Source organism: Chitinophaga sp. YIM B06452 (genome assembly GCF_039655965.1).
Taxonomy (GTDB): Bacteria; Bacteroidota; Bacteroidia; order Chitinophagales; family Chitinophagaceae; genus Chitinophaga.
Genome location: NZ_JAWLKY010000005.1, coordinates 243898 through 268664 on the forward strand (window position 1 = coordinate 243898; position 24767 = coordinate 268664).

The window sequence follows — 24767 nt, forward strand, 5'->3', positions numbered from 1 at the left end:
CCGGAAGCGGACGATGAAGGGAAATCCGGGGCTTAAAACAGCTAAAGCCCGTCATTGCGAGGAGCTGCAAGGAATTCTGCGCAACAGGAAACGCGACGAAGCAATCTCCCAATACTGGGAATGTCAATCCAACGAAAGAGATTGCTTCGTCGCCCCTCCCGCCTTGGCTCGGTTCCTCCTCGCAATGACGGGCTTCTTTCAGGTGTTTGTATGATGAAGGAAAGGATTCATCCCATGGTCAGCATCATGTCGCGGATAACGGCGATCAACCCTGAAGGATACACGCCGAGCCACAGCAGCAGCCCCATCAGCGCTGAAAGCGCGAATATGCCGAAGAAAGGCATGCGCTTGCGCACAGCCGGCCCGGGCAGCGGCTGGAACATGATCGCCACCAGGCGGATATAATAAAAAAGCCCGATCACGCTGTTGATCACCAGCAAAATGAGCAGCAGCCACAATTCAGCATCTACTCCTGCGGCCACTACATAGAACTTCCCGATAAAACCGGCCGTGAGCGGTATGCCCGCCAGCGAAAGCAGCATGCCCGTAAAAATGGCCGCCAGCCAGGGCTGCCGCCAGAAAAGGCCGCTGAAGTCCTGCAGGTTCTCCGCATCGTTCTTTTCGTCGGACATCAGGGCCAGTACCCCGAAAGCGCCGATGCTGGTGATCACGTAGGCCACCAGGTAAAAGATCACCGCCTCCTGCCCTGCTTCCTGGCCGGCAAGGAACGCGATGAGGATGTAACCCATATGCGCGATAGACGAATAAGCCAGCAGCCGCTTCACGTTCTGCTGCATGAGCGCCAGCCAGTTGCCGGCAAACATACTGGCCATCGCGATAATGGCAAACACCCACCAGAGTATCGTGTATTCATACCCGTTAATATCCCTGTAAAAGCGCATGAGCAATACCAGCATGCTGCCTTTGGACACGGTGGCAATATAGGCTGCCACCGGCAGGGGCGCTCCTTCATAAATATCCGGCGCCCACATATGGAAAGGCACAATGCCCAGCTTGAAGCCCACTCCTATCACCATCAGCCCGAAACCGGCCACCACTGCCACAGGCGCGGTATGTATGCCTTCCAGGTATGCCCCTATGCCGGTAAAGTCCATCTTCCCCGATTCCGCGTACACCAGCGCCATGCCGAAAAGCAGGAAGGCAGAGGAAAGCGCCGCCAGCAGCAGGTATTTGATCCCCGCTTCGTCTGACCGCTCCCGTGCGCGCAGGTATGCGATGAGGCCGTAGAGGCTGATGCTCATGGTTTCAAGGCCCAGGAACAGGGAAATAAAATGCTGGCTGATCACCAGCACCATGCCGCCGACAGTGGCCAGCAGCAGGAGGATGTAATATTCTTCCTTCCGTTCTTCGCGCTGCTCAAAATAACTGTAGGAAAGGAACAGCACACTCAAACCCGCCAGCAGAATCAATCCCGTATTGAACAGCGCAAAGGCGTCCACCACGAAAAGCGGCGCTATCACGTAAGGCACTGCATACGGCTGGAAATACAGGGCCGCCAGCGCGCAGATGAATGCGAATACCGTGAAGGCATGCATCACCCGGTGATTGCGCCGGATGGCCACCAGCAATATCGCTATCACGGCGGCTCCGCTGATGATCAGCAAAGGGAGTAAACTGAGAAGGTCTGATACGGACATACCCTTTGTTTTTTATTTAGTTGAATGAATCGCCACGGAAGGCATGGCCCTTCCCGCCACGTTGATCACCGGTTGCGGGTATACGCCCAGCCAGATGATCGCGATAATGAGCGGCACCATCATCAGCATTTCACGCAGGCTGAGGTCCGGCAGCTTATATTCGCGTTGCGAAACGCCGAAAAATACTTTCTGCATGATGCGCAGGCTGTATACCGTAGCCACCACCAAACCGATGGTTGCCGCGATCGTGATCCAGGGCGCAGCCTGCCAGCTTCCCGCCAGTATCAGGAACTCCGCGATGAAGTTGCCCAACCCCGGCAATCCCAGCGAAGCCATGACGAACACCATAGTGACCACGCCCATCTTCGGCAAGGCCGGCCACAATCCGCCCATCTGCTCCAGCTCCCGCGTGTGCAGCCTTTCATACAGCGAACCCGCGATCATGAACAACGCGCCGGTGCTGATGCCATGGGTGATCATCTGCATCACCACTCCCTGGTAGGCCAGGGCATTGAATGCAAACGCCCCCACCAGCACAAATCCCATATGGCTCACACTCGTATAGGCCACCAGTCTTTTGAAATCAGTTTGCGCATACGCCAGCTTGCCCCCGTAAAGTATGCCGATAGCGCCCAGCAGCATGATCCACGGCGCAAAGAACTGCGATGCTTCCGGGAATAGGGGTATCACGAAACGCAGGATGCCGTAAGCCCCCGTCTTCAGCAGCAGCCCTGCCAGTATCACGGAACCCGCGGTGGGCGCCTCTGTATGCGCATCAGGCAGCCAGGTGTGGAAAGGGAATGCGGGCAGCTTCACGATGAACGCAACGAGGAAGCCCAACATTAACCAGCGCCCGGTTTCAACGGCCATCGGGGTATTGAGGAGGGTGAAATAGGAAAAAGTATAAGTACCTGTGGCAGACGCATGGATGAAATATAATCCCAGTATAGACAACAACATCAGCAGCCCGCCCGCCTGCGTGAACAGGAAGAACTTGAATGCGGCGTAAATACGGTTGCCATGGCCCCAGATGCCGATCAGGAAATACATGGGGATGAGCATTACTTCCCAGAAGAAATAGAACAGGAAGAGATCCATCGTGAGGAATACACCGGCAATGCCGCCCAGCACAAACAAGAGGTTGAAGTGAAAGAACCCGACACGCTCTTTGATCTCATTCCAGGATACCATTACGGACAGAGCGCCGAGGAAAAAAGTAAGCACCAGCATGAGCAGGCTCAGGCCATCCAGCGCCAGCGAGAAACTGATGCCGAAACGCGGCATCCAGGGCAGCTCGTAGGTTTCCAGCCAATGGTCGCCGATGAAATATACATCGTCCTGCACCTGCCACCAGAGCCCGGCGGAAAGCACCAGCCCGGCCAGCATCACCAGCAGGGCCACCCAGCGCGGCAGCGACCTGTTCACCGCCGCGGAAAGCCAGGCCACAAATGCGCCCAGGATAGGTAAGAGTATGAAGGCAAGGAGGATCATCGTATCAATATTTTAAAGTTTCAGACAGCATATTCCCGCCAGATGATCACCGACAGGATGATAACGGCGCCCATCACGATACCCATCACATACCAGCGGAGAATACCGCTTTGCGTGGCGGACATGATGCGGTGGAAGCCGCGGGTAACGGCAGCAAGGCCGGTATATACTTTGTCAACAATATCTTTCCTGTTCAGCCTGGCCAGCTGTACAAAAGGCTGTACAAACAACACCTGGTACGCATCATCGAAGCCCCAGCCGTTTTTCAGGAACTGCTTCAGGCCTGAAGGGAACGGTGCGGCGAGCAGCCGCCAGGCCAGCCAGATGGCTAGCGCGCACAACGCTACTGTAAGCCCCTGCATTCCCCACTCCAGCGCCAGCCCGCCATGGTCCGTTACAACGGCAGGCAATACCGGCGACAAAAAATCACTGAGCAGGGTGACATGCCCCAGCGTGTGCGGCAGCTCAATAAAGCCCGCCAGCGTGGATAATACAGCCAGTATGTACAACGGCGCCATCATCACCGGCCCGGGATGGTGGTGCACATGTGTTTTTTCCTTCCCGAAAAAAACGAGGAATATCATCCGCGCCGTGTATGCCGCCGTGATAAAAGCCCCCAATATGGCGGCCAGCGAATAAAAAGCGCTGCCGTTCGCGGAGGCGCCTGCCAGCCATACGATCTGGTCTTTGCTATAAAAACCCGAGGTCACAAACGGCAATGCCGCCAGCGAAGCGGAACCCACCAGGAATACGAGGAACACACCCGGCAGCGATCTGCGAAGGCCGCCCATCCTGAACATATCCTGCTCATGATGCAGCGCCACGATAACGGCACCTGCGCCAAGGAAGAGCAATGCTTTAAAGAAGGCATGGGTCATGAAATGGAAAATGGCGGCGCTCCATGCGCCTACGCCCAGCGCGAGGAACATATAACCGATCTGGCTGATGGTGGAATACGCCAGCACCCGTTTGATGTCCGTTTGCACGAATGCGCTGCAACCGGCCAGCAGCAGGGTAACAGCGCCCACGATGGCCACCGCCGCCTGTGCGGAAGGAGAAAGGGTGAACAGCACATTGGTGCGTGCAATAAGGTAAACGCCCGCCGTTACCATCGTGGCTGCGTGGATAAGCGCGCTCACCGGTGTAGGACCCGCCATAGCATCGGGCAGCCAGGTTTGCAGCGGCAGCTGCGCGCTTTTGCCTACCGCGCCGCCCAGCAAAAGGAAAGCGATCAGCACCACCGTAGGGTCGCCGGCAGACCATAGCTCCTGCGCCCTGGCGAGCACAGTACTCAGCTGCAGGCTGCCGGTGTGCTGCACCAGCAGGAACAAGGCAATGGCCATCGCCGTATCTCCTACGCGCGTAACGATAAACGCTTTGCGGGCGGCCGCGCCGTTGGCGGGATCTTTATACCAGAACCCGATCAGCAGGTAACTGCAAAGGCCTACGCCTTCCCAGCCAAAGTAGAGCAGCAAAAGATTATCGGCCAGCACCAGCATAAGCATGGCGCCCACGAAAAGGTTCATGCAGGCGAAGAAACGCGCGAAGTCAGGATCGTCTGCCATATAGCCGGTGGAGTACACATGTATGAGGAAGCCTACAAAAGTGATCACGAACGTGAAAACGAGGGAAAGCGCATCGAACCGCAGGTCTATGCCGATGCGGAAAGTGCCGATGCTCACCCAGTCCCACAAATGCTGCACGAATGCAGGACTGCCCTGCTGCATGAACTGCAGGCCCGCAATGATGGTTACCAGCGCAGCCAGGCCCACGCTGCCGCAACCGATGAGGGCCACGCCCTTTTTCCCGATCCGCCGGGAGGCCAGGACCAGGAGCAGTGCGCCCAGGAAGGGCAAAGCGGGTATCAGGTAGATCCACTGCATAACAGAATGATTTTATTTTTAACCTCTCATCTTACTGGCCTCATCGCTGTCCAGTGTTTTGAGCTGGTGATAGATCTGTAAAATAAGCGCAAGCCCTACAGACACTTCGGCTGCGGCCATAGCGAGGATGAACATGAACATCACCTGCCCTTCAGGCTGGCCCCAGCGCGCCGCGGCTACAATGAAGGCAAGCCCCGCCGCGTTCAGCATGATCTCCACGCTCACCAGCATAAAAATGATGTTCCGCCTGATCAGCATGCTGATCAGCCCCAGCGTGAATAAAATGCCGGCCAGTACAAGGCCTTCCATGGTTGTATTCATACGTCAGTTCTTTCAAGGAATCGGTGTAAGATCTTTTTCTTTTGCCGGCCCAGGTGATAGGCCCCTACGATCCCGGCCATCAGCAACATGCCCGCAAGCTCCACCGCCAGGATGTAAGGACCGAATAAGCTCATGCCTACCGCTTTCGGGTCCACCGTAATTACATCCCCGGCTGTGCCGGCCGGCTGGAGGATGAGGTATACCAGTTCCGCGAGTAAAACAATACAAAGGATGGAGGGCCCTATCCAGATGCGGGGCGTCAGCCATTTGGCCTCGTCCCCGGCCGTCTGCGGCCCAAGGTTTAGCATCATTACAAAAAATATGATCAGCACCATGATGGCGCCCGCATACACGATCACTTCCAGCGCAGCCATAAACGGCGCGCCGTACTGGTAAAAGATCACCGCCACGCTCAGCAGCGAAACGATGAAATACAGCAGCGCGTGCATGATATTGTAGCGCGTGATCACCATCAGCGTGGATAATACGGCTACTGCCCCGGCGATATAGAATGCAGGTCCCATTGGGCGAATGATTTTAAGGTAACAGGCTTTTCACGTTCACCGGCGGCTCTTCCCTGCTGGCCTCTCCTTTCTCTTTGCCGCCGATGGCCATGCCAGCCACGCGATAATAGTTGTAGCCCGGGTATTTCCCCTGGCTGTTGATCAGCAGGTCTTCCTTTTCGTATACCAGGTTCTGCCGGTCGTATTCCGCGATCTCGAAATCGGGCAGCAGCTGGATGGCGTAGGTAGGACAAGCTTCTTCGCAGAACCCGCAGAAGATGCAGCGGGAGAAGTTGATGCGAAAAAAGCCCGGATACCGTCGGCCATCGGGCATTTCAGCGGCCTGCAGGCTGATGCAGTCCACCGGGCAGGCGGCCGCGCAGAGGTAGCAGCCTACGCAGCGTTCTCCGCCGTCAGGGTCGCGGGTGAGCGCGATGCGGCCGCGCCAGCGTGCGGGCAGCGGTGCTTTTTCTTCCGGGTACTGGTAGGTTTCCCGCTTGTGGAACATATGCAGGAACACCAGCCACATGCTTCTGAGTAAACTGAACATAAGTCATCAATTATCAGTCATCAATAATTTCACCGCCGCTGTTGCCAAAAGATTCAGCAAAGAGAGCGGGAACAATACTTTCCAGCCATATTCCATCAGCTGGTCGTACCGCGGCCTGGGCATGGAAGCCCGCAGCAGGATGAACAGCGATATAAAAACGAATGTCTTGATCACGAACCAGATGATCCCCGGCAGGAACGCAGGCCCGAGCCAGCCGCCGAAGTACAGCGTTACGATCATAGATGATACCAGCGTAATGCCCAGGTATTCGCCGATGAAGAACATACCGAACTTCATGCCGGAGTACTCCGCGTGAAAACCCGCCACCAGTTCGCTTTCCGCTTCAGGTATATCAAACGGCAGCCGGTGCGTTTCCGCTACGCCCGCTATGAGAAAAATGATAAAACCCAGCGCCTGCGGCACCACGTACCACATTCCCCGCTGCGCTTCCACGATCTCCCGCAGGTTGAACGTGCCGCTTAGGAGCACCACGCCCATCAGGGCAAGACCCATGAATACTTCATAGCTGATCATCTGGGAAGCGCCGCGCATAGCGCCCAGCAGCGCATATTTGTTATTGGAAGCCCATCCTCCCAATACGATGCTGTATACGCCGAGCGACGACATGGCCAGGAAAAACAGCAGCCCGATGTTCCAGTCCGCCACCACTACGTTCGGCCCGAAAGGCACGACAGTAAAGCTCATCAGCACGGAAGCCACCACCACCGCGGGCGCAAACACGAACACGATCTTATCCGAGAAAGGCGGTATCCAGTCTTCTTTAAAGAACAACTTGATTGTATCCGCCAGTACGATGAACAGCCCGAAAGGCCCGGCCCTGTTGGGACCGTAACGGTCCTGCCAGAGCGCCAGCATCCTGCGTTCCAGCCAGATGAGGCCGGCTGCGGTATTGAGCAGTACGAATAATACGCCGCCTATCACCCACCAGTATTGTGCTTCCATGATCAGTATGTTTGCGCTGCTGTGCAGCATTTCCTAATCTGTTTTTTACCGCGCTGCCTGCAAGGTTTCGCTTCCGCTCAGCCTGATGCACTGCGGCAGGTCGATGATCTTTGCACGGGGCAGCCCCGCATTCAGTGCGGCCACGCCTCTCGGCAGCCAGTGGTTGGGCACGGCCACCATCTGGTAAGAATGATGATCCACATCAAAGCTCACCCAGACGCCCGGCGAAACGCCCCACTGGTGCATATCTTCAGGGTTCATGTACATGCTGAAAAAATCCTGCGCGCTGTGGGCGATGCCTTTGGTGTACATGCTCAGTTCTTCGGAACCGAAAATGCTGTAAATGGGCATCACATGCACATGACCGGGAATGGGAACGTATTTATCCGGCGCTTCCCTGAAGTACGGCGGCTTACCGTTCACATGCGGCTCCAGCAGCCGCAGACCGGGGTCGCCGCCGTGGAGGTGACCGCCTATTTCTGTCTGGTATTTGTTCACCGATTGCACAGAGTTCCATCCCGGCGACCAGAAGTACGGTATCAGCGGGGCAGGCGGCTCTCCGCGAAAACCTTCCATGGTAAAGGATAAGGGAGTATCTATATCGTCCGCCGGCTTGGGCTCGCTCACGTTCTCGTTAGCCAGCATGGCCGTGCGGCCGCTGTAGCGGTGCGATTCGCGGGGTATCTTCTGCCCGTTGATCCTGAAATCGGCATGCGGGGCAATCTGCTGCACGGGCTCCAGGAATGGCACTGCCACGCACATGGCCCATATGATGTCGTCAAGGTTTTGCAGGCCGTTAAGCCGCGGCACCTGCGCTTTGTCTGCTATCTGCAGGAACCAACGCCAGCTTTCCTGCACGGAACCTTTTGGGACAAATACCTGGAAGAAGCGCTGGGCGCGGCCTTCATTATTTACCAGCGTACCGTCCGCCTCAGCGAAAGTGCCCGCGGGCAACAATACGGTGGCCTTTTCTGCAGTCTGGTTATAGAGATGATCTACCAGGATCACTTCTTTTGCGTGCCGGAACAACTCGTCTACCACATGTTCATCGGCGCGGCGGTACAGGTCATTTTCGAGGATGATAATCGTATCCGCTTCGCCATGTTTTACCACGTCTATCGCGGAATCCAGGCGGTGGCCGCCGAGCATTTCCAGGCCAAGACTGTTGCACTCAGGCAGGGTGAGGCTCAGCATCGGGTTGCGGCCCTGCTGCTGCAATGCCCAGCTGATATTGGCGGCGGCTTTCATGAAGTGATCGTAGCCGGAGCCGTAACCGCTGATGATGAGCGGGTTCTTTGCAGCAAGCAAAGCATCGGCTATTTGTTTCACCAGGATTTTTTCTTCGTCGTGCAGATCGCTCACTGGCGTTATATCCGCGCCCAGCTGGGCGGCTATTGCAAATGCAAGGCGGGCGAGATTGTCCGGCGCGCCGCGTTGCACGGCAGTGGCCAGTTCATCCAGCTTGGTAGGGAATGTGTTGAAGATGAACAGCGGGCCTTTCCGGTCCTGGATGGCTTCGCGCACAGGAGCGTCCTGCCATGGCGCGAGGTGCAGCTGTTGCCCCACTTCCTGCATAGGTTGCTGCCGCACGGCCTGGCGAACGGCCAGGGCCATCATGGGCGCGGTATTGGTAAGGTCTTCGCCGAGGATAAGTATGGCGTCCGCATGTTCTGTTTCGTGCAGCGAAGGCGTGCGCACGGGGCCTTCTTTCAATATCTTCAGGGCAAGGGAAGTGTGGTCGTGATCCGCGTCGGACATGCCGAGGTAAAAATGATCCGCGCCCACCAGTTGTTTCAATGCAAAGTTGCTTTCCAGGCTGGCGCGCGGCGAACCGATGCCGATCACCCGGCTGTTCTTCAGCCTGGCCGCCACATGCTCGATGATATGTTCTTTATGGATCGTTCCGTTGGAATGCGGGCGCATGGCCGGTTCGTATATGCGTTGCGTGCTGTTCACGAATTCATACCCGTAACGCCCGCGGTCGCAGAGGAAATAACCGTTCACTTCGCCGTTGTAGCGGTTGGCGATCTGCCGCAGGGTACCGTAACGTTCTCCGGCGCTGGTGTTGCAGCCGAGCGAGCAGCCCTGGCAAATAGACGGGGCATAGGTCAGGTCCCATTTGCGGGTGTAGTGCGATTGCAGGGTCTTATCGGTGAATACGCCGGTGGGGCATACTTCGGCCAGGTTGCCGCTGAACTCGCTTTCCAGCTTGCCGTCGCCGCAACGCCCGAAATACACATGGTTATGCGCGGCGAACACGTCAAGGTCTTTGCCGCCCGCATAGTCTTTGTAGTAGCGCACGCAGCGGTAACACTGTATGCAGCGGTTCATTTCATGGTTCAGGAAAGGACCAAGGTCCTGGTTGTTGTAAGTGCGTTTGGAAAAACGGTAATCGCGGTAATTGTGGCCCGTCATCACTGTCATATCCTGCAAATGGCAGGCGCCGCCTTCGTCGCACACGGCACAGTCGTGCGGGTGATTGGTCATCAGCCAGCCTATCACCTGTTCCCTGAACCCCTTGGCGTCCGGGTCTTCCAGCGAAATACGCACATTATCACGCACGGGTTCCATGCATCCCATTACCAGCCTGCCTTTCTGATCATCTTCATCTTTATACAGCTTGATGGCGCATTGCCGGCAGGCGCCTACGGAGCCAAGCGAGGGGTGCCAGCAGAAATAAGGGAGGTTGAGCCCCACCTGCAGGCAGGCTTCCAGGAGATTCTTCCCTTCCTTTATTTCGTATTTTTTATTATCAATGAATATGTTCATAACCTTTGGAATGAAGGTGATGGTGATGCGGGTAGTTGCCGTAGGGGCAGCTTTGTTCCGCTATGTGTCTTTCAAAATCTTCCCTGAAATATTTGAGCGCGCTTTGCAATGGCTCCATGGCGCCGGGCGCAAGCGCGCAGAAGGTATTGCCGGGGCCCAGCAGCCGCGTTTGCGAAGCCAGCAGCTCCAGGTCTTCCATCCGGCCATCGCCTTTTTCTATGGCGAACAGCAGCTTTTCCGTCCAGGGCAGGCCTTCGCGGCAGGGCGTGCAGAAGCCGCAGCTTTCCTGCGCAAAGAAATGCTCGAGGTTGTGCACGAACCCAACGGGGCAGGTCTTATCGTCCAGCACGATCATGGTACCGGTGCCCAAACGGCTGCCGGCCGCGGCGACGCCAGCAAAATCGAGCTGTATGTCCATATGCTCTTCCACCAAAAAATCGGTGGAGGCGCCGCCGGGTAGTACGCCTTTAAAACGGTAACCGTCGGTCATGCCGCCTGCATGTTCTTCTATCAGCTCGCGCAAAGTGATGCCCATGGGCAGTTCCCAGGCGCCGGGATTTTTCACGCGGCCGCTCACGCCATATATCTTCGTGCCGCCGTCTGCGGTGAGACTCAGTTTCTGAAACCAATCCGCGCCTTTGTTCACGATATGCGGGATATAACTGAGCGTTTCCACGTTGTTCACAATGGTAGGCCTGCCGAACAGCCCGCTTACCTGCGGGAAAGGCGGCTTGGATCGCGGTGTGGCGCGCCTGCCTTCCAGCGAATTGAGCAACGCTGTCTCTTCGCCGCACATATATCTTCCTACGCCGGTATGCAAATGCATCTCAAGACTGTAGCCGGTACCGAGGATGTTTTTGCCGAGATAACCCGCGTCATAGGCTTCCTGTATGGCTTTGCGGATCTCCTGTGCCGCCACTTTATAAGCCCAGCGCAGGAATACGAACGATTCGGTGGCCTGTATGGCGTAAGCCGCCACGATCATACCTTCTATCAGCTGGTGGGGATTGCCTTCCAGCAGCCAGCGGTCTTTAAAAGTGCCGGGCTCCATTTCGTCGGCGTTGCAGATGAGGTACTTCGGGCCCTGCACATTCATGGGCACGAAGCTCCATTTCATGCCGGTACTGAAACCCGCGCCACCTCTGCCTTTCATGTTCGAATCTTTCACAAGCGCGGTCACCTCCTGCGGCTGCATATGTTTAATGGCCTTGCGGGCAGCCTGGTAACCGCCTACGGCTTCGTATTGGCGGAGGCCCAGCGGCGGGAAGGTGATATGTTGTGTGAGCGGGCGTTCCATGGTCATGTATATTTTTCGAGAATGTTAGCAATGGCCGCGGGCTGAAGATCGCGGTACAGGTCATGATCCACCATCAGCGCGGGCGCATGGTCGCAGGTACCAAGGCAAGGATTGGGCAGCAGCGTAAAACGGCCGTCGTCAGTGGTTTCCCCGTATTGTATCCCCAGCAGGTTCACCAGTTCTTCATGCAGCGCATTGAGGCCCATCACGTAGCAGCTGATGCTGTCGCAAAGGAGGATGATGTGCCTGCCCACAGGCTGCCTGAAAATGAGATTGTAGAAAGTGGCCACGCTGTCCACCTCTTCAGGACTCATTTCCAGGATGGCCGCCACGTCTTGTATGCCTTCGTCAGACACCCAGCGGCGGTGCTCCTGCACGATCTTCAGCGCTTCTATGCAAGCGGCTTTTTTTACCGGCACCTGCCGGATCTCGTGTTCGATCTGTTCCTTTTCTGCGGTACTGAGCATAACATTTGCTTTTTACCTGTCAATATTATTCAGCCTGCGCGGCTCCCTGCGGCCGCGTGGGGATGGTTACCTGTCAATATCGGCCAGCACGTAATCCATGGCGCCGAGTATGGAGAGCAGGTCGGCCACGGTGTACCCGCGGCTGATATACGGTATCATCTGCATATGCGCGAACGATGGTGTGCGCACCCGCACCCGGTAAGGCGAAGTATTGCCGTCGCTCGTGAGATAGTAGCTGTTCCAGCCTTTGGTGGCTTCTGTTACCACCATCGCTTCGCCGTTGGGTATCACCGGCCCCCAGCTTACGTGCAGGAAGTGGTGGATCAGCGTTTCGATGTCCTTCATCGTCATTTCCTTGAGCGGCGGCGTAGCCAGCGGGTGGTCCGACTTGTAAGGCCCTGCCGGCATATTGTCCAGGCATTGCTCGATGATGCGGAGGCTCTGCCACATTTCATTCACGCGCACCACCGCCCTGTCGTAACAATCGCCGTTCTGCGCAACGGGTATGTCGAATTCATAGTTCTCATAACCGCTGTAGGGCTGTTTCTTCCGCATGTCCCACTCCATGCCGCAGGCGCGGAGATTAGGCCCCGTGGCGCCCCAATCTATCGCCTCTTCCTGCGTAAACACGCCGATGCCTACGGTGCGGGCTTTGAAGAGCGCGTTGCGCATCACCATCTTATCGTATTCTTTCAGTTTTTTCGGGAAATAATTCACGAAATCGCGCACAAGCTTGTCCCAGCCATTAGGCAGGTCCTGCGCCACGCCGCCGATGCGGAACCAGTTGGGGTGCATGCGCCCGCCACAAACGGCTTCGATGATGTTGAATATCTTTTCACGGTCTGTGAACATGTAGAACACGGGACTGAGCTGCCCTACGTCCTGCGCGAAGGTGCCGTACCAAACGAGGTGGCTGGCAATGCGGAACAGCTCGCAGAGCATTACGCGGATCACTTCGGCGCGTTCCGGGATGCGGATGCCGGCGAGTTTTTCTACAGACAGTAAATAAGCAAGATTGTTGTTGACGCCGCCGAGGTAATCGATGCGGTCTGTGTAGGGAATGTAAGTGTGCCAGCTTTGCCGTTCGCCCATCTTTTCAGCACCGCGGTGGTGGAATCCGATGTCGGGAACGGCGTCTACAATGTCTTCCCCGTCCAGCTGGAGAATGATGCGGAGAACGCCGTGGGTGCCCGGGTGTTGCGGGCCGATATTGAGAAACATGTAATCTGAATCCTCGCTGTGCCGTTTGAGCCCCCATTCCTCCGGACTGAATTGCAGCGCTTCCTGTTCCCTGTCTTCTTTCGCTGCAAACAACCGGAAGGGGCCCATCTCAGTAGCGCGGGCCGGGTGCTCCTTCCGGAGCGGGTGCCCCTCCCAGGTCACGGGCATGAGAATGCGTTTGAGGAGCGGGTGGCCATCGAAGCGGATACCGAACATATCGTACACTTCCCTTTCGTACCAGTTGGCGGCGGGCCAGATGTGCGTGACGCTCGGCGTGGAGGGGAATTCGCCGCGGAGGGCTACTTTCAGGCGAACGAATGCATTGCGTTCAAACGAAAAAAGGTGGTAAACGAGTGTGAATTCGCAGGTGCCGTTGTACTTACTTTTACAGGCACGCTCGTCGATGGCCGTAAGGTCATAGAGCATGCGAAAAGGTTGTTCCGCATCACTGCGGAGGTATTCGAGTACGGCAATAATTTTCCCTTGTGGCGTCCAGATGGTGGGCGTCTCATCCCGGGTGAGCTGTTCGTGGAAAATATCCTCACCGAACCGGGAGCAGAGGGCAGAAAAGATGCTCGCGGGCATGATTACATTTTTGATTGTATCAATGCGCCATGCTGCTTAGCTTTTCCAGGCTTGTGGGTCCCTTGCTTTTAATGAGCTGTTGTAAGAAGTATCAGGTTTTGTATCAGTCGTACATTGTTATATTTTTTCTTCCGGCTTCCGCATACTGAGAATGACATCCTGTTCCATCACCAGGTAAGGCTGCGCGGCCTTTGCCTGTGAAGCGCTGTGCCTGTGCGCCAGGAACCTGTTCCTGAATTTCTCAGCGGCCCTCCGCATAATGGACTTGCCATGGCCGAAGCAGGCAATGTCAAAATCGAAGGTAGACAGCTTTTCGAGGCTGTGCCCGGCTTCGGTGAAGTTTTCGTAGAAGCAGTTGTAGCTTAAACCAAACAGGTTATCGGCTGCATCTGCCGCAAACAACACATTTTTCCGTCCCGGCAGGAAGAACGCCACCTGCCCGGCGCTGTGGCCCGGGATGTGAATGACGTGCAATCCGCCTGCAATTGGCAACCAGTCTCCATCCTGCAATAACACATCCACCTTTGTGGGCTGGATGTAACCTGAAGCATTTTTAACGAACAGGTTATACATCAGTTTATTGACGAAGCTCGTGAAGTAAGGTTCGGACGGTTTAGGCACAAAACCCTTTTCCACGTTCAGTTTCTCTGCAGGGTGCATATACACCTTTGCGCCGGTGATCACTTTCAGCTGCGCCACGCTCCCCGCATGATCGGGGTGGCTGTGGGTGAGCAGGATATGCTTCAGCTCCTCCGGCTGCCGGCCTATTTCGCGGATCATTTCAATGATCTGGCCGGTACTGTCCGGCACTCCCGTATCTATCAATGTGAGCTTCTCATCTTCTTCCACCAGGAAAGCGTTTACCTTCCCGAGCTGAAGCTCATACACATTTTCAGTGATCCTTCTGATACTCATCCGTACATGATTTTATATAGGGCCCCGGCGGGAATTCGTCTCCTGTCCGGCGTTTCAAGTTACAGTTTTTTTCATTGTTTCCGAAGGGATCATATCTCGTCGGGTGTCTTGAATTCCGTCATTTGCTGCCGTTTCTCACGGTTCAGGTCGCGCATGCTCACTTTTTCCGGTTTTATCACGCCCTGTTCCCCGATCGTCCAGCTGAGGGGGCGTTTTTCTTTGCCTACAGACTGCTGCAGCAGCACCAGCCCGTGCATGAACGCATCCGGCCTTGGCGGGCAGCCGGGAACGTAAACATCCACCGGCAGGAATTTGTCCACGCCCTGCACCACGCTGTAAATATCATACATCCCGCCGGAATTCGCGCAGGAACCCATGGAGATCACCCACCGCGGCTCCATCATTTGTTCGTACAGCCGCTGGATGATGGGCGCCATTTTGATGAACACCGTGCCGGCAATGATCATCACATCTGCCTCGCGGGGCGTGCCGCGGATCACTTCTGCGCCGAAACGCGCAAGGTCGTATTTAGGCGTCATGCCGGTGGCCATTTCCACGAAACAGCAGCTCAGCCCGAAGTGAAAGGGCCACATGGAATTCTTGCGCCCCCAGTTCAGCAGCCTGTCTACGGAGGTCAGCATCACGGCCTGGCTCACGGATTCTTCCATGGAGTAGTTGCCGGACTTTTGCGCGGCTGCTTCTTTAGGTTCAGTTAACCACCACTTCATGCCTGGTTGTTTTAACGGTTTCTTTCCCGGACCCTTTCCGCATTTTACGGTAGGCCCTGAGTATTTTTTTACCGTCGGGCCCGAAGTCGAGCGCGCCGTTGCGCCACTCGTACACGAGCACGGCCAGCAGGATCAGGATGAATACAGATACGCCGATAAAACCCGGCCATCCCAGTTCGCCGAATGCAATGGCCCAGGACACGATGAACACGGTCTCGATGTCGAAGATCACAAACAACATGGCTACGAGGTAGAATTGGGAAGGGAAACGGAGGCGGGCGGAACCGGTGGAGAGCACGCCGGACTCATAGGCTTCGCCGGTAGCGCGGTCTTTATGGCGCTGGCCCAGGATGTAGGACAGACCCAGGATAGCCAGTACCAATACAAGCACGATGGCTCCAAATACGAGGAAAGGCCAGGACGGGTTCATGGTTGTCGTGTTTTATAGTCGATCTGTATGATCCGTAGTAATGAGTCCGGGTTGTTGTTTTTGTATGTCCATGCTGCGCTGCACCGCTCAGGGGATGCCGACGATAAAACAAAAAACAACGCTGGGTAACAAAGGCGTGGCTGTGGATTAGATTGCCTGGCTAGTGGTGAGTGCCGTTAATGTAACATTCGAGGTTCTCAATAATATGCTTCTGTTCGTCCATAATGTATTTCACAACGTCGCCGATGGAAATTACGCCGATCAGTCTGCCGCCATCGTCTACCACGGGTAAATGACGGATCCTTTTGTCTGTCATTTTACACATGCAGTTTTCAATGGTCTCGTCTTCCGTAACAGTAATAGGATGTTCGGTCATGATCTCGCGGATGGTGGTTTCCTTGGAGGCGCGGCCTTTCAGGATCACCCTGCGGGCGTAATCCCGCTCGGAGAAAATACCTAGGAATTTGTCGTGGTCTAAAACTACAAGGGCTCCCACGTTTTTGTCCACCAGCACCTTAAGGGCTTCATATACGGTGCTGTCTGGATGTACGGAGTATACTGCGTGACCTTTGCCCACCAAGATGTTCCTGACTCTGCCCATGGTAAGCTGATTTTAACGTGAAACAATACGATGTGCGAAAAACCTACTTTAAGTTAACTGTTTTTTTCTGCAAAATCAAAAAGTAAAAGGAAAAAAGAATCCTGCCGCCTGGTATTCATCTCTTTTCCTTTTATCATATAACGATCTATACTTGACGTTTTTTCGCCGTTTGTTAACCGCCGCTGCAATGTGCGGCACAGTGGCGCACATTGGTATTATTTTTTATTATATTTATGATGCCCTGTTGTTATCCTCCTCCATTCAAATAAAATGACCATGGCTTACATTGTTGCTCCAAACACGGAAGTACTGCATAGTATCCAGACAGCCAATCCCTGGAAAAACGGCATCCCTGACAAGTTCAGCGTATGTGTGCAATACAAAGGCGGGGTTATGCCGGCCCATGCTGCGTATGATAAACGTTCCAGGCTGCAGGGTTATATCCTCCATGCAGCATCAGACAACAGTTACCGGCGGATGCCGGATGCATTGGCCAAACTGTGGTTAGACAGACGGGTACCCGGCCAGCGATTACCTGAGCTTTTACATTTAATTGAATCCCGGCCCGAAAAAAAAGATGTCACTCCCCATCTTACATTGAACGCCATACAGCGTACCACAAGAGTCGTTGGCGTTATTCTGCTTGGCGTCATTATTGGCTGCCTTGGATGGTTGCTGCACCGGGAAGGCGTGGCATGGGGCCTGGTGCTTTCTGCCGGTGGTATCCTTTTCAGTATCTGGTACCTGGTACACCTGCAAAGAATGGCTGCGAGGCGGAAGACGCTCACCGCCTGGATCCTGGCGCAACTGGCGGCTACTCCCTGATCTTATCATTCACCGCCTTCAGCAGCGATTTGCCATCGCGGCTGTCCTGCGTCAGTTCCCAGATCATCACGCCGCCTGCTTTGCTGCTGAGAGCGAAGGCCACTTTCTGGCGGATGGTGTTGAGGCCGTTGTAGTAGATCTTCCCTCCCCCGTTTACCGTTACTTCGTCTGCATTTTCAGCGCCGGGGTATTGTGCCACAAGGTCTTTATACCAGGCGCTGGCAGGCGCGTTCGTTCCGAAGCCATACCCATAGAAAGGCAGGCCTATGAACAGTTTTTCCGCAGCCACACCGCGCGTTTGATTAAAATAATTGAAATCGTTCACCGCCATTTCATAGGGCGAATGCGGGCCGGGATTCGCCGGGTTCCAGGGGCCCGTTTTATCGTAACTCATGATGTTGATGAAATCGTAACTCCGCATGGTAGCATCGGGGATCTTACCGGCATTCCAGGAAGCGAGAGCTGCCGTCATAAGTTTATTCTTCGCCTTGAGGGCGGTGCGTAATTCGGCCACAAATGCGGGATAATCAGCGTTTATGAGATCATTTTCCAGGTCTACATCCACCCCTGCAAACCCATGCTGCTCCGCCAACGCAACGATGCCCGCCACAAAATCGCTTCGCTTCGCTGGTTTGATCAGTTCAGCCAAATGCGCAGGCGCGTCGCCGCCGCCGATAGACATGAATACCCGCACATCCGCCGTCCTGGCTTTATCTACCACCTGCCTCACGGCAGGGCCGATGCTGAAACTGCCATCCGGCCCGGGGTTCAGGAAAGCGAGGTTCAGGTCGGTGATCATTGACAGGTCGATGGAATTAACCGCGGTATGCCAGTTGTTGTCGCTCAGCAGGTAACCAAGCACGCGGAGCTTTACCTGTTTTTCATCCTGCGGGGTCCCGGTTTTCTTTTTGCAGGCCAGCGAAAGCGCGGCGAAAAAAATAATGTACAGGGGGAGCAATAGTTGCCTCATGGTAAAAGGAAGTAATGGTGACCAATAATCAAACGGCTGTGCATCCGGCGGTGGCGCGGATGGCGGGCGTTGACGATAAAAAATGATTATTGGTTAATTGAGAGCAGGGTGAAGATAGAACATCCTTTTTATTTCTCCAAACAACAAGGGGCTGCCAAAAATGAAATGCTCCCAAAGCCAGGAACCTTGGGAGCATTTTTTATGAATACGCGGTAATTGATCGTATTAATCTATCCACGTTTTTTCGCCTTTCTTCATTTTGTCGAGCGTTTCAGCGTACGCTTTCCTGTCGCCGCCTTCCGGGATAAGGTTAAGGGCTTTCCCTTCCCAGGCGATGGCTTCATCTTTTTTGCCCATCTTGTAGAGGATGTTGGCGTAGGTATCCATAAACATCGGGTTGTTATTGCCCTCCAGGGAACGTTTGCTCCACTCCAGTGCCTCTGTTACACAGGTCATGTCTTTACAGTTTTCAAAAACAGTCCATGCGAAATCATTGAGCTTTTCGGGGGAAACGCCGGACCCGTATTTTTTCATATAGCTCATGACCGCCGGTGCAAATTTTTCCCAGTTCCTGGTGTATTGAAAATACCTCACTTTGCCTTCCACTACGACTTCCTCGCCAAACGCGGGGTATTTTTTACCCAGGTCCGCAGACAATGCATTCCAGTCCGGTTCCTGGTCCTTGTTTTTGGCGATCCTGCTAAATACCTCTTCCTGCAGGATAATGCCCTTTACGATCCTCTCAGCCTTCCCTTCTCCCAATGCAGCATTGGCCTTTTTGGGATTTTTCAGTAAAAGGGCAAAGCCCTCGTCTTTAGAACTGCGCGTGAATTTGGAAATATACTCCAGGTTGTCTTTGGTATAGAGGTCCTTTTGAGTGGCGAGATAGGCCTTTGAAAGAACGGCGGCATTTTTCTCATCATAAGCCTCCATAGCCGCGACGGATGCTTTTTTCAGGAACTCCGGCGATTGATTGCCTTTTTCATACTGTTTGATCAGTGTATAATATTGCTGCTCCGGGTCAAAAGCGGGTGTTACTCTTTTGATCCATCCGGGGCCGTCTGAAGCCCCGCCCACCACGCGGTGCACGGCCTCTCCCTGCGGGTTGAAGAAGAGGAAAGTGGGATAGGCATTCACGGAATATTCTTTGGCAATACTTTCCCCGGTGGCATACCAGCTCTTCACTTCATCATTGTCCGCCTCGGTTTTGTCCAGCTGCAGCTTAACGCTGATGAACTTGTCGTTGAAATAATTCCCCACCTCTTCGAGCGGGAAAATGGTGCTGCTCATGAATTTACAGGGGCCGCACCAGGTGGTGAAACAATCTACAAAGATGTATTTGTTCTCTGCTTTGGCTTTTTCTTTCACCTGTTCCCAGGTAAGGCCATGCACGAACTGAATGCCTTTTTCCTGCGAGAAGGCGATAGCCGGGGCCAGGAACAGCAGGAGGAAAATTAATTTTCTCATGGTGATTGGTTTTGGTTAAGATGGGTTGAAATTAGTTGGTCAGGTTTCAACTAACAATTTAGTAAATATTCCACAATATGGAAAAAGTATGGATAAGCGGTCCGGGAAGCCCGTTTTAGGTGCAAATATGGGCGATAGAACGATTGTGAACGCGGGGTACCGGCAAAAAAAGGGCCGTCTTTCCTGTCTGCAAAAACAGGAAACGGCCCTTGTGATCCTTATGGCAAGTGCCCTTGTCAGGGCGATGGTGCAAAATATTCCACGCGGAAGGCCCATCTCCTGGGATTGGGGTTGTACTCCGTGATCACGTACCGGCCGGGCAGGTTGCTGCTATTGTATTCAATGAATTTTTGCCAGCCCTGCGGCCCATTGCCCGTCCAATTGTTGCGGGACAGTACGGGCGGGCTCACATAATCCATCGGCAGGCGCCATACCAGGCCATGACTGAGGTTTATCAGCCGCTCTATTGCAGGCGAATTATCGAAGGTGAAATAAATATCTTCCTCATACCCCGTCGTAGAAATAATGCGGTTGAAATTGCGGTTCGCGCCGGCATAAATATACATCGTCGTATCCAGCGTACCGTGACTGTTGAGGCCAATGGCCAGCGCGGTATCCGGGTGGTATGTAAAATTCGTGGTGCCGCCAAGGTAAAGCGAATCGCGGTTGGGATAGCTGCTGTACCATGATTCCACTGCCGAAGGCAGGGTATCGCTGCCGGGATAGATGAACTTCCGGCGGGCATTAATGCCCGGAAGCACGCTTAAATATTCGTCCGCCTGCACAACCCGGTGCCGTGTATCGTAGAACAATGTATCTCTTTCGGCCAGTTGCAGGTTCAACGTATCTCTGACGGCTTCATAAATGTGCCTGCTTACGGGCTTGTAATAGCCGTTGTATTTAAACTCATATACCTGCTTCAGGTAGGTAGCGGCCGGCTCCCCCGGCAGAGGGTTTACCTCGCCGCTTTGCCGCACCAGGGTTATTTTGCTGATGAGCCATTGCGGCTTTGCCGGAACGGGGGGCACTTCAGGGCCGGGGTGTTTGATGCAGCCTGCCGCCAGTAACATGCAAAGCAGGAGCGGGTGAAAGGTTTTCATGAGGGAGTGGCTTTCATATACTTAAAGTTATCTGTTAACCCGCTGAAATCTATTACTTGATCAAGTAGTCCGCCACCGTTTTCGGGCAAAAGCCTGTACTTATTCTCGTACCCATTCAAACAAAATGATTAAATTGTATGCTATAGCAAACCATTTAACCGATGAGATCAATACCCCTGCAAGCGGCTCTTACCCTGGCCCTTGCCCTCAGCATTTCCTGCAGCAAAAAGAAAGACGACAACACACCCAAAGCGCCTAATGCATATGCCCTCGGCACGAACAACAACCTGCTGGCGTTCCATACCAGCAACCCCGCCACCGTTACCGGCCGCGAGATCACGGGCCTGCAGGGCGGGGAACAGTTGCTGGGGATAGACTTCCGCCTGTCGGACGGCATGTTGTACGGCGTTGGCAGCACTTCCCGCCTGTACCAGATCAATACTTCCACCGGCGCGGCCACGATGGTGGGCCCCGGCCCTTTCCCGGAGCTGCTGGCCAATAGTTATTACGGCATCGACTTTAATCCCGTGGCAGACAGGCTGCGGGTGGTCAACATCGCAGACCTGAACCTGCGCCTCAACCCCGCCAACGGCTCGCTGGCGGGAAAAGATGTGAATATTACCCCGGGTGCCACCGCCATTTCCGCGATCGCTTATGCCAACAACTACAGCGGCGCCGCTTCCACCGTGCTGTATGGTATCGAAGCTTCCACCGGCCGCCTGTTCCGCCTGGATAATCCCAATGGCGGCATACTGACGCTGGTGGGGAAGCTCGGTGAAACCGCCGACGCGGCCGACGGGTTTGATATCGTTGGGCAGGACAATAAAGCGTATGCCTTGTTCAGATCCGTCGGCACCAAACTCTACCGCATCGATCTCCAAACCGGCGCGGCCACCGTAGCCGGGGATTTTCCCATGACGGTGAAAGGGCTCGCGCTCGTGCCGGGACAATAACGGCGCATGCTGCTGTGAAATAAGCGGATTACGTACTTTTGTAACGGACACCTGCCCGTTAATTTCATGCTATGGGAAAAGAAATGTTCAAGAGCATCCTCACCCGGCTGCTCTCTTCAGCCGGCGTTACTATAAACGGAAATGAACCATGGGACATCCACGTACACCATGATGACTTTTACCGCAAAACATTGACCGAAGGCTCGCTGGGCCTGGGTGAAACATATATGTCGCAGTGGTGGGACAGCCCCGCGCCTGATGAATTCATCACCCGGGTGCTGCGCGGTAATCTTGCACAACAACTGAAGCCCAGCCTGAAACTGAAGATGGACCTTCTCCTCTCCCGCTTCTTCAACCGCCAGGGACCTGCCGCCGCATACCGCAACGGCAGCAGGCATTACGACATCGGCAACGACCTGTTCGTGCTGATGCTGGACAAACGCATGACCTACACCTGCGGCTTCTGGAACAATGCGCGCACGCTCAACGAAGCGCAGGAAAACAAGCTGGACCTCACCTGCCGCAAGCTCAGGCTCAGGCCCGGCATGCACGTGCTGGACGTTGGTTGCGGCTGGGGCAGCTTCGGGAAATTCGCGACGGAAAATTATGGCGTAAAAGTAACCGGCATCACTATCTCCAAAGAACAGGCCGAGCTGGGCCGCCAGATTTGCAAAGGCCTGCCGGTAGATATCCGGATCATGGACTACCGCTCCCTCCATGAAAAATTCGATGCGGTCGTATCCATCGGCATGTTCGAGCATGTAGGCTACAAGAACTATGCAACGTATATGAAAACGGTGCACCGGTGCCTGAAAGACGATGGCCTGTTCCTGCTGCACACTATCGGTTCCAATATTACTTCCACCCTCACCGATCCCTGGATCAACAAATACATCTTCCCCAATTCACTGATCCCTTCCATCCGCCAGATCGGCGAGGCCATCGAGGGTTTGTTCGTAATGGAGCACTGGGAAAATTTCAGCGTGGATTACGATAAAACATTGATGGCATGGTATGAGAATATCGCGGCAAACTGGGACCGGCTGAAAGGCAAATACGATCCCACTTTCTTCAGGATGTGGAAATATTACCTGCTCTCCTGCGCCGGCGCGTTCAGGTCGCGGAGCAACCAGCTGTGGCAGGTGGTGCTTTCCAAAAGCGGCGTAGCGGGCGGGTATAGCTTTGCGTGATCTTTTCGCTGTAAACAGTTGTTCAAAAAAAACGCCGGAAGAAAGCTCTCCCGGCGGTGTTTATCATCTTTACGTTTTATCAGATATTGTTCTTCTTCAATTCGCTCACTGCATGGTCTGCCGCGCGGGCAGTCAGTGCCATGTAAGTGATGGAAGGGTTCTGGCAGGCGGAAGAGGTCATGCAGGCGCCGTCTGAAATGAACACGTTCTTCACGGTATGCATCTGGTTAAAACCGTTCAGCACGCTGGTTTTCGGATTGCGGCCCATGCGCGCAGTGCCCATCTCGTGGATGCAATGCCCCGGAGGCGGCATACTGTCTCCCCCGCCTACATTCTTCAGCCCTGCGGCTTCCAGCATTTCCTTCGCGCTTTCAAGCATGTCTTTCCGCATGGCCATTTCGTTTTCGCGGAAGTTGCAGTCGATGTCCAGCGTAGGCAGGCCGTACATGTCTTTTTTCTCTTTATTGAGCCGTACGGTATTGTCCTGGTATGGCAGATGCTCGCCCCAGGCGCCGATCCACATACTCCAATCCCCCGGTTCCGCCTGCGCTTCCTTCAGCCCGACGCCGATACCTTCAAAAGCTACGCCGCGCCCGCGGGACGCGCCGCCCTGGTAACCGAAACCGCGCACATAATCCTTTTGCCTGGTAGATTCGCTGATGTTGCGGAAACGCGGGATGTAAATGCCATTGGCCCTCCGGCCGTAAATATATTGATCCTGGAAACCGTCGAAAGAGCCGCCTGCGCCCACACCGTAGTGATGGTCCATCAGGTTGCGGCCTACCTGGTCGCTGTCGTTGCCGAGGCCGGTTGGGAAGCGGTTCGATACGGAGTTGAGCAAAATAGCCGTGGTGCCCAGGGTGGATGCGTTGATGAAGATGATCTTCGCAAAGTATTCCATCACTTCTTTCGTTTCCGCATCCATGATGCGCACGCCTTTGGCTTTTTGCGTGTTTTCGTCGTAGATCACTTCCAGCACAATGGAGTAAGGCCTCAGTGTGAGGTTGCCCGTTTTCTGCGCTGCGGGCAGCGTTACGCCGTTGCTGCTGAAATACCCGGTGAAAGGGCAGCCCCTCGCGCACAGATCGCGGTACTGGCAAGGGCCGCGGCCGTTGTGCGCAGTGGTTACATGCGCCACCCTGCCGATGGTCATAATGCGGTCTTTATATTTTTCTTTGATCCTCGCGGCCACATGTTTTTCAAGACAGTTCATTTCCATGGGAGGCAGGAACTCGCCGTCCGGCAGCTGCGGCAAACCTTCGGCCTGCCCGCTGATACCTGCGAATTTTTCTACGTAGCTGTACCAGGGCGCAATATCTTTGTAGCGGATCGGCCAGTCTACACCATGACCGTCCTTCGCGTTGGCTTCGAAGTCAATATCGCTCCAGCGGTACACCTGCCGGCCCCACAGGAGCGAACGCCCGCCCACGTGGTAGCCGCGTATCCAGTTGAAGGGTTTTACCTGGTTGTATGGATTCTCTTTATCGTTCACCCAAAAGTGTTGCGTGGCCTCATCAAAGCCATAACATTGGCTCTGGATGTGATAGTTCTCTTTCATTTCGTTGGAGAGAAGGCCGCCGCGGTATTTGAAGCTCCAGGGATCCCAGTTGGCCGTCGTATAGTCTTTTACGTGCTCTACGTTGCGGCCCCTTTCCAGTACGATGGTCTTAAGGCCTTTTTCGCAAAGTTCTTTCGCCGCCCAGCCTCCGCTGATGCCGGAGCCTACCACGATCGCATCGTAGGTATGTTCCTGGGTCGCTTTAATGTTCAGATTCATGTTAAGCGTGGGTTTTTAGGTATGCATATTATTGTTCACTGTTATTGTTCACTGTGCCGCATTATCATAACAAACGGGTGTTGTAAGCAGGAAGAGCCGCTCA

At 54.7% G+C, this 24767-nt stretch carries 22 protein-coding genes; 3 read left to right on the forward strand and 19 right to left on the reverse strand.

From position 1 onward, the window contains the following. Window positions 1-227: 227 nt before the first annotated feature. The 15 genes from R3I13_RS22595 to R3I13_RS22665 all read right to left on the reverse strand — a co-directional run bounded on the left by R3I13_RS22595 (window position 228) and on the right by R3I13_RS22665 (window position 16382). Window positions 228-1658 (reverse strand): NADH-quinone oxidoreductase subunit N, encoded by a 1431-nt coding sequence (locus R3I13_RS22595; RefSeq protein ID WP_346320248.1) that lies wholly within the window; start codon window positions 1656-1658, stop codon window positions 228-230. A 12-nt stretch (window positions 1659-1670) separates the two neighbouring features. Then, window positions 1671-3149, reverse strand: a complete 1479-nt coding sequence (nuoM, locus tag R3I13_RS22600) for an NADH-quinone oxidoreductase subunit M (RefSeq protein WP_346320249.1) — start codon at window positions 3147-3149, stop codon at window positions 1671-1673. A gap of 20 nt (window positions 3150-3169) precedes the next feature. Beyond that, complete coding sequence (gene nuoL, locus R3I13_RS22605) at window positions 3170-5032, reverse strand: NADH-quinone oxidoreductase subunit L (RefSeq protein ID WP_346320250.1); 1863 nt, start codon at window positions 5030-5032, stop codon at window positions 3170-3172. 18 nt (window positions 5033-5050) lie between these two features. Continuing rightward, window positions 5051-5353, reverse strand: a complete 303-nt coding sequence (gene nuoK, locus R3I13_RS22610) for an NADH-quinone oxidoreductase subunit NuoK (protein WP_206614337.1) — start codon at window positions 5351-5353, stop codon at window positions 5051-5053. Continuing rightward, the gene (gene nuoJ / locus R3I13_RS22615) at window positions 5350-5877 is read right to left on the reverse strand and encodes an NADH-quinone oxidoreductase subunit J (RefSeq protein WP_346320251.1); all 528 of its coding nucleotides are present in this window, start codon (window positions 5875-5877) and stop codon (window positions 5350-5352) included. The genes nuoK and nuoJ overlap by 4 nt, the downstream gene beginning before the upstream one ends. Before the next feature lie 13 nt (window positions 5878-5890). Beyond that, entirely contained in the window at window positions 5891-6406 is a 516-nt protein-coding gene (nuoI, locus tag R3I13_RS22620; protein WP_346320252.1) for an NADH-quinone oxidoreductase subunit NuoI, read from the reverse strand. 6 nt (window positions 6407-6412) lie between these two features. Next, complete coding sequence (gene nuoH, locus R3I13_RS22625; RefSeq protein ID WP_346320253.1) at window positions 6413-7399, reverse strand: NADH-quinone oxidoreductase subunit NuoH; 987 nt, start codon at window positions 7397-7399, stop codon at window positions 6413-6415. 15 nt (window positions 7400-7414) lie between these two features. Then, on the reverse strand, window positions 7415-10138 hold the full coding sequence (gene nuoG, locus R3I13_RS22630; protein WP_346320254.1) for an NADH-quinone oxidoreductase subunit NuoG: 2724 nt from the start codon (window positions 10136-10138) through the stop codon (window positions 7415-7417). Then, window positions 10122-11441, reverse strand: coding sequence for an NADH-quinone oxidoreductase subunit NuoF (nuoF, locus tag R3I13_RS22635; protein ID WP_346320255.1), 1320 nt, complete (start codon window positions 11439-11441; stop codon window positions 10122-10124). The genes nuoG and nuoF overlap by 17 nt, the downstream gene beginning before the upstream one ends. Beyond that, window positions 11438-11902, reverse strand: a complete 465-nt coding sequence (gene nuoE, locus R3I13_RS22640; protein ID WP_346320256.1) for an NADH-quinone oxidoreductase subunit NuoE — start codon at window positions 11900-11902, stop codon at window positions 11438-11440. Before nuoE ends, nuoF begins: the two co-directional genes overlap by 4 nt. A gap of 66 nt (window positions 11903-11968) precedes the next feature. Further along, window positions 11969-13708, reverse strand: a complete 1740-nt coding sequence (nuoC, locus tag R3I13_RS22645) for an NADH-quinone oxidoreductase subunit C/D (protein ID WP_346320257.1) — start codon at window positions 13706-13708, stop codon at window positions 11969-11971. Window positions 13709-13825: 117 nt separating this feature from the next. Continuing rightward, entirely contained in the window at window positions 13826-14623 is a 798-nt protein-coding gene (locus R3I13_RS22650) for an MBL fold metallo-hydrolase (RefSeq protein WP_346320258.1), read from the reverse strand. Between the two features lie 89 nt (window positions 14624-14712). Further along, complete coding sequence (locus R3I13_RS22655) at window positions 14713-15351, reverse strand: NADH-quinone oxidoreductase subunit B family protein (protein WP_346320259.1); 639 nt, start codon at window positions 15349-15351, stop codon at window positions 14713-14715. Continuing rightward, entirely contained in the window at window positions 15332-15781 is a 450-nt protein-coding gene (gene ndhC, locus R3I13_RS22660; protein WP_346320260.1) for an NADH-quinone oxidoreductase subunit A, read from the reverse strand. The genes R3I13_RS22655 and ndhC overlap by 20 nt, the downstream gene beginning before the upstream one ends. A 160-nt stretch (window positions 15782-15941) precedes the next feature. Beyond that, the gene (locus tag R3I13_RS22665; protein WP_346320261.1) at window positions 15942-16382 is read right to left on the reverse strand and encodes a CBS domain-containing protein; all 441 of its coding nucleotides are present in this window, start codon (window positions 16380-16382) and stop codon (window positions 15942-15944) included. 276 nt (window positions 16383-16658) lie between these two features. Here R3I13_RS22665 and R3I13_RS22670 point away from each other — a divergent pair, with 276 nt between their 5' ends. Continuing rightward, window positions 16659-17207, forward strand: a complete 549-nt coding sequence (locus R3I13_RS22670) for a hypothetical protein (RefSeq protein WP_346320262.1) — start codon at window positions 16659-16661, stop codon at window positions 17205-17207. Here the strand turns inward: R3I13_RS22670 and R3I13_RS22675 are convergent. The 3 genes from R3I13_RS22675 to R3I13_RS22685 all read right to left on the reverse strand — a co-directional run bounded on the left by R3I13_RS22675 (window position 17197) and on the right by R3I13_RS22685 (window position 20744). Further along, the gene (locus R3I13_RS22675) at window positions 17197-18177 is read right to left on the reverse strand and encodes a glycosyl hydrolase family 18 protein (RefSeq protein WP_346320263.1); all 981 of its coding nucleotides are present in this window, start codon (window positions 18175-18177) and stop codon (window positions 17197-17199) included. The genes R3I13_RS22670 and R3I13_RS22675 overlap by 11 nt on opposite strands. 225 nt (window positions 18178-18402) lie before the next feature. Further along, a complete protein-coding gene (locus R3I13_RS22680; RefSeq protein WP_346320264.1) occupies window positions 18403-19644 on the reverse strand; it encodes a thioredoxin fold domain-containing protein in 1242 nt (413 codons plus the stop codon). 236 nt (window positions 19645-19880) lie between these two features. Then, window positions 19881-20744, reverse strand: coding sequence for a hypothetical protein (locus R3I13_RS22685; RefSeq protein ID WP_346320265.1), 864 nt, complete (start codon window positions 20742-20744; stop codon window positions 19881-19883). Between the two features lie 161 nt (window positions 20745-20905). Here R3I13_RS22685 and R3I13_RS22690 point away from each other — a divergent pair, with 161 nt between their 5' ends. Both R3I13_RS22690 and cfa read left to right on the forward strand, forming a co-directional pair. Then, on the forward strand, window positions 20906-21697 hold the full coding sequence (locus R3I13_RS22690; RefSeq protein WP_346320266.1) for a DUF4394 domain-containing protein: 792 nt from the start codon (window positions 20906-20908) through the stop codon (window positions 21695-21697). A 71-nt stretch (window positions 21698-21768) separates the two neighbouring features. Next, on the forward strand, window positions 21769-22887 hold the full coding sequence (cfa, locus tag R3I13_RS22695; RefSeq protein WP_346320267.1) for a cyclopropane fatty acyl phospholipid synthase: 1119 nt from the start codon (window positions 21769-21771) through the stop codon (window positions 22885-22887). 79 nt (window positions 22888-22966) lie between these two features. Here the strand turns inward: cfa and R3I13_RS22700 are convergent, their stop codons facing one another. Then, window positions 22967-24664 carry a GMC family oxidoreductase gene (locus R3I13_RS22700; RefSeq protein ID WP_346320268.1) on the reverse strand — a complete coding sequence of 566 codons (1698 nt, stop codon included), beginning with the start codon at window positions 24662-24664 and terminating at the stop codon, window positions 22967-22969. Window positions 24665-24767 lie beyond the last annotated feature (103 nt).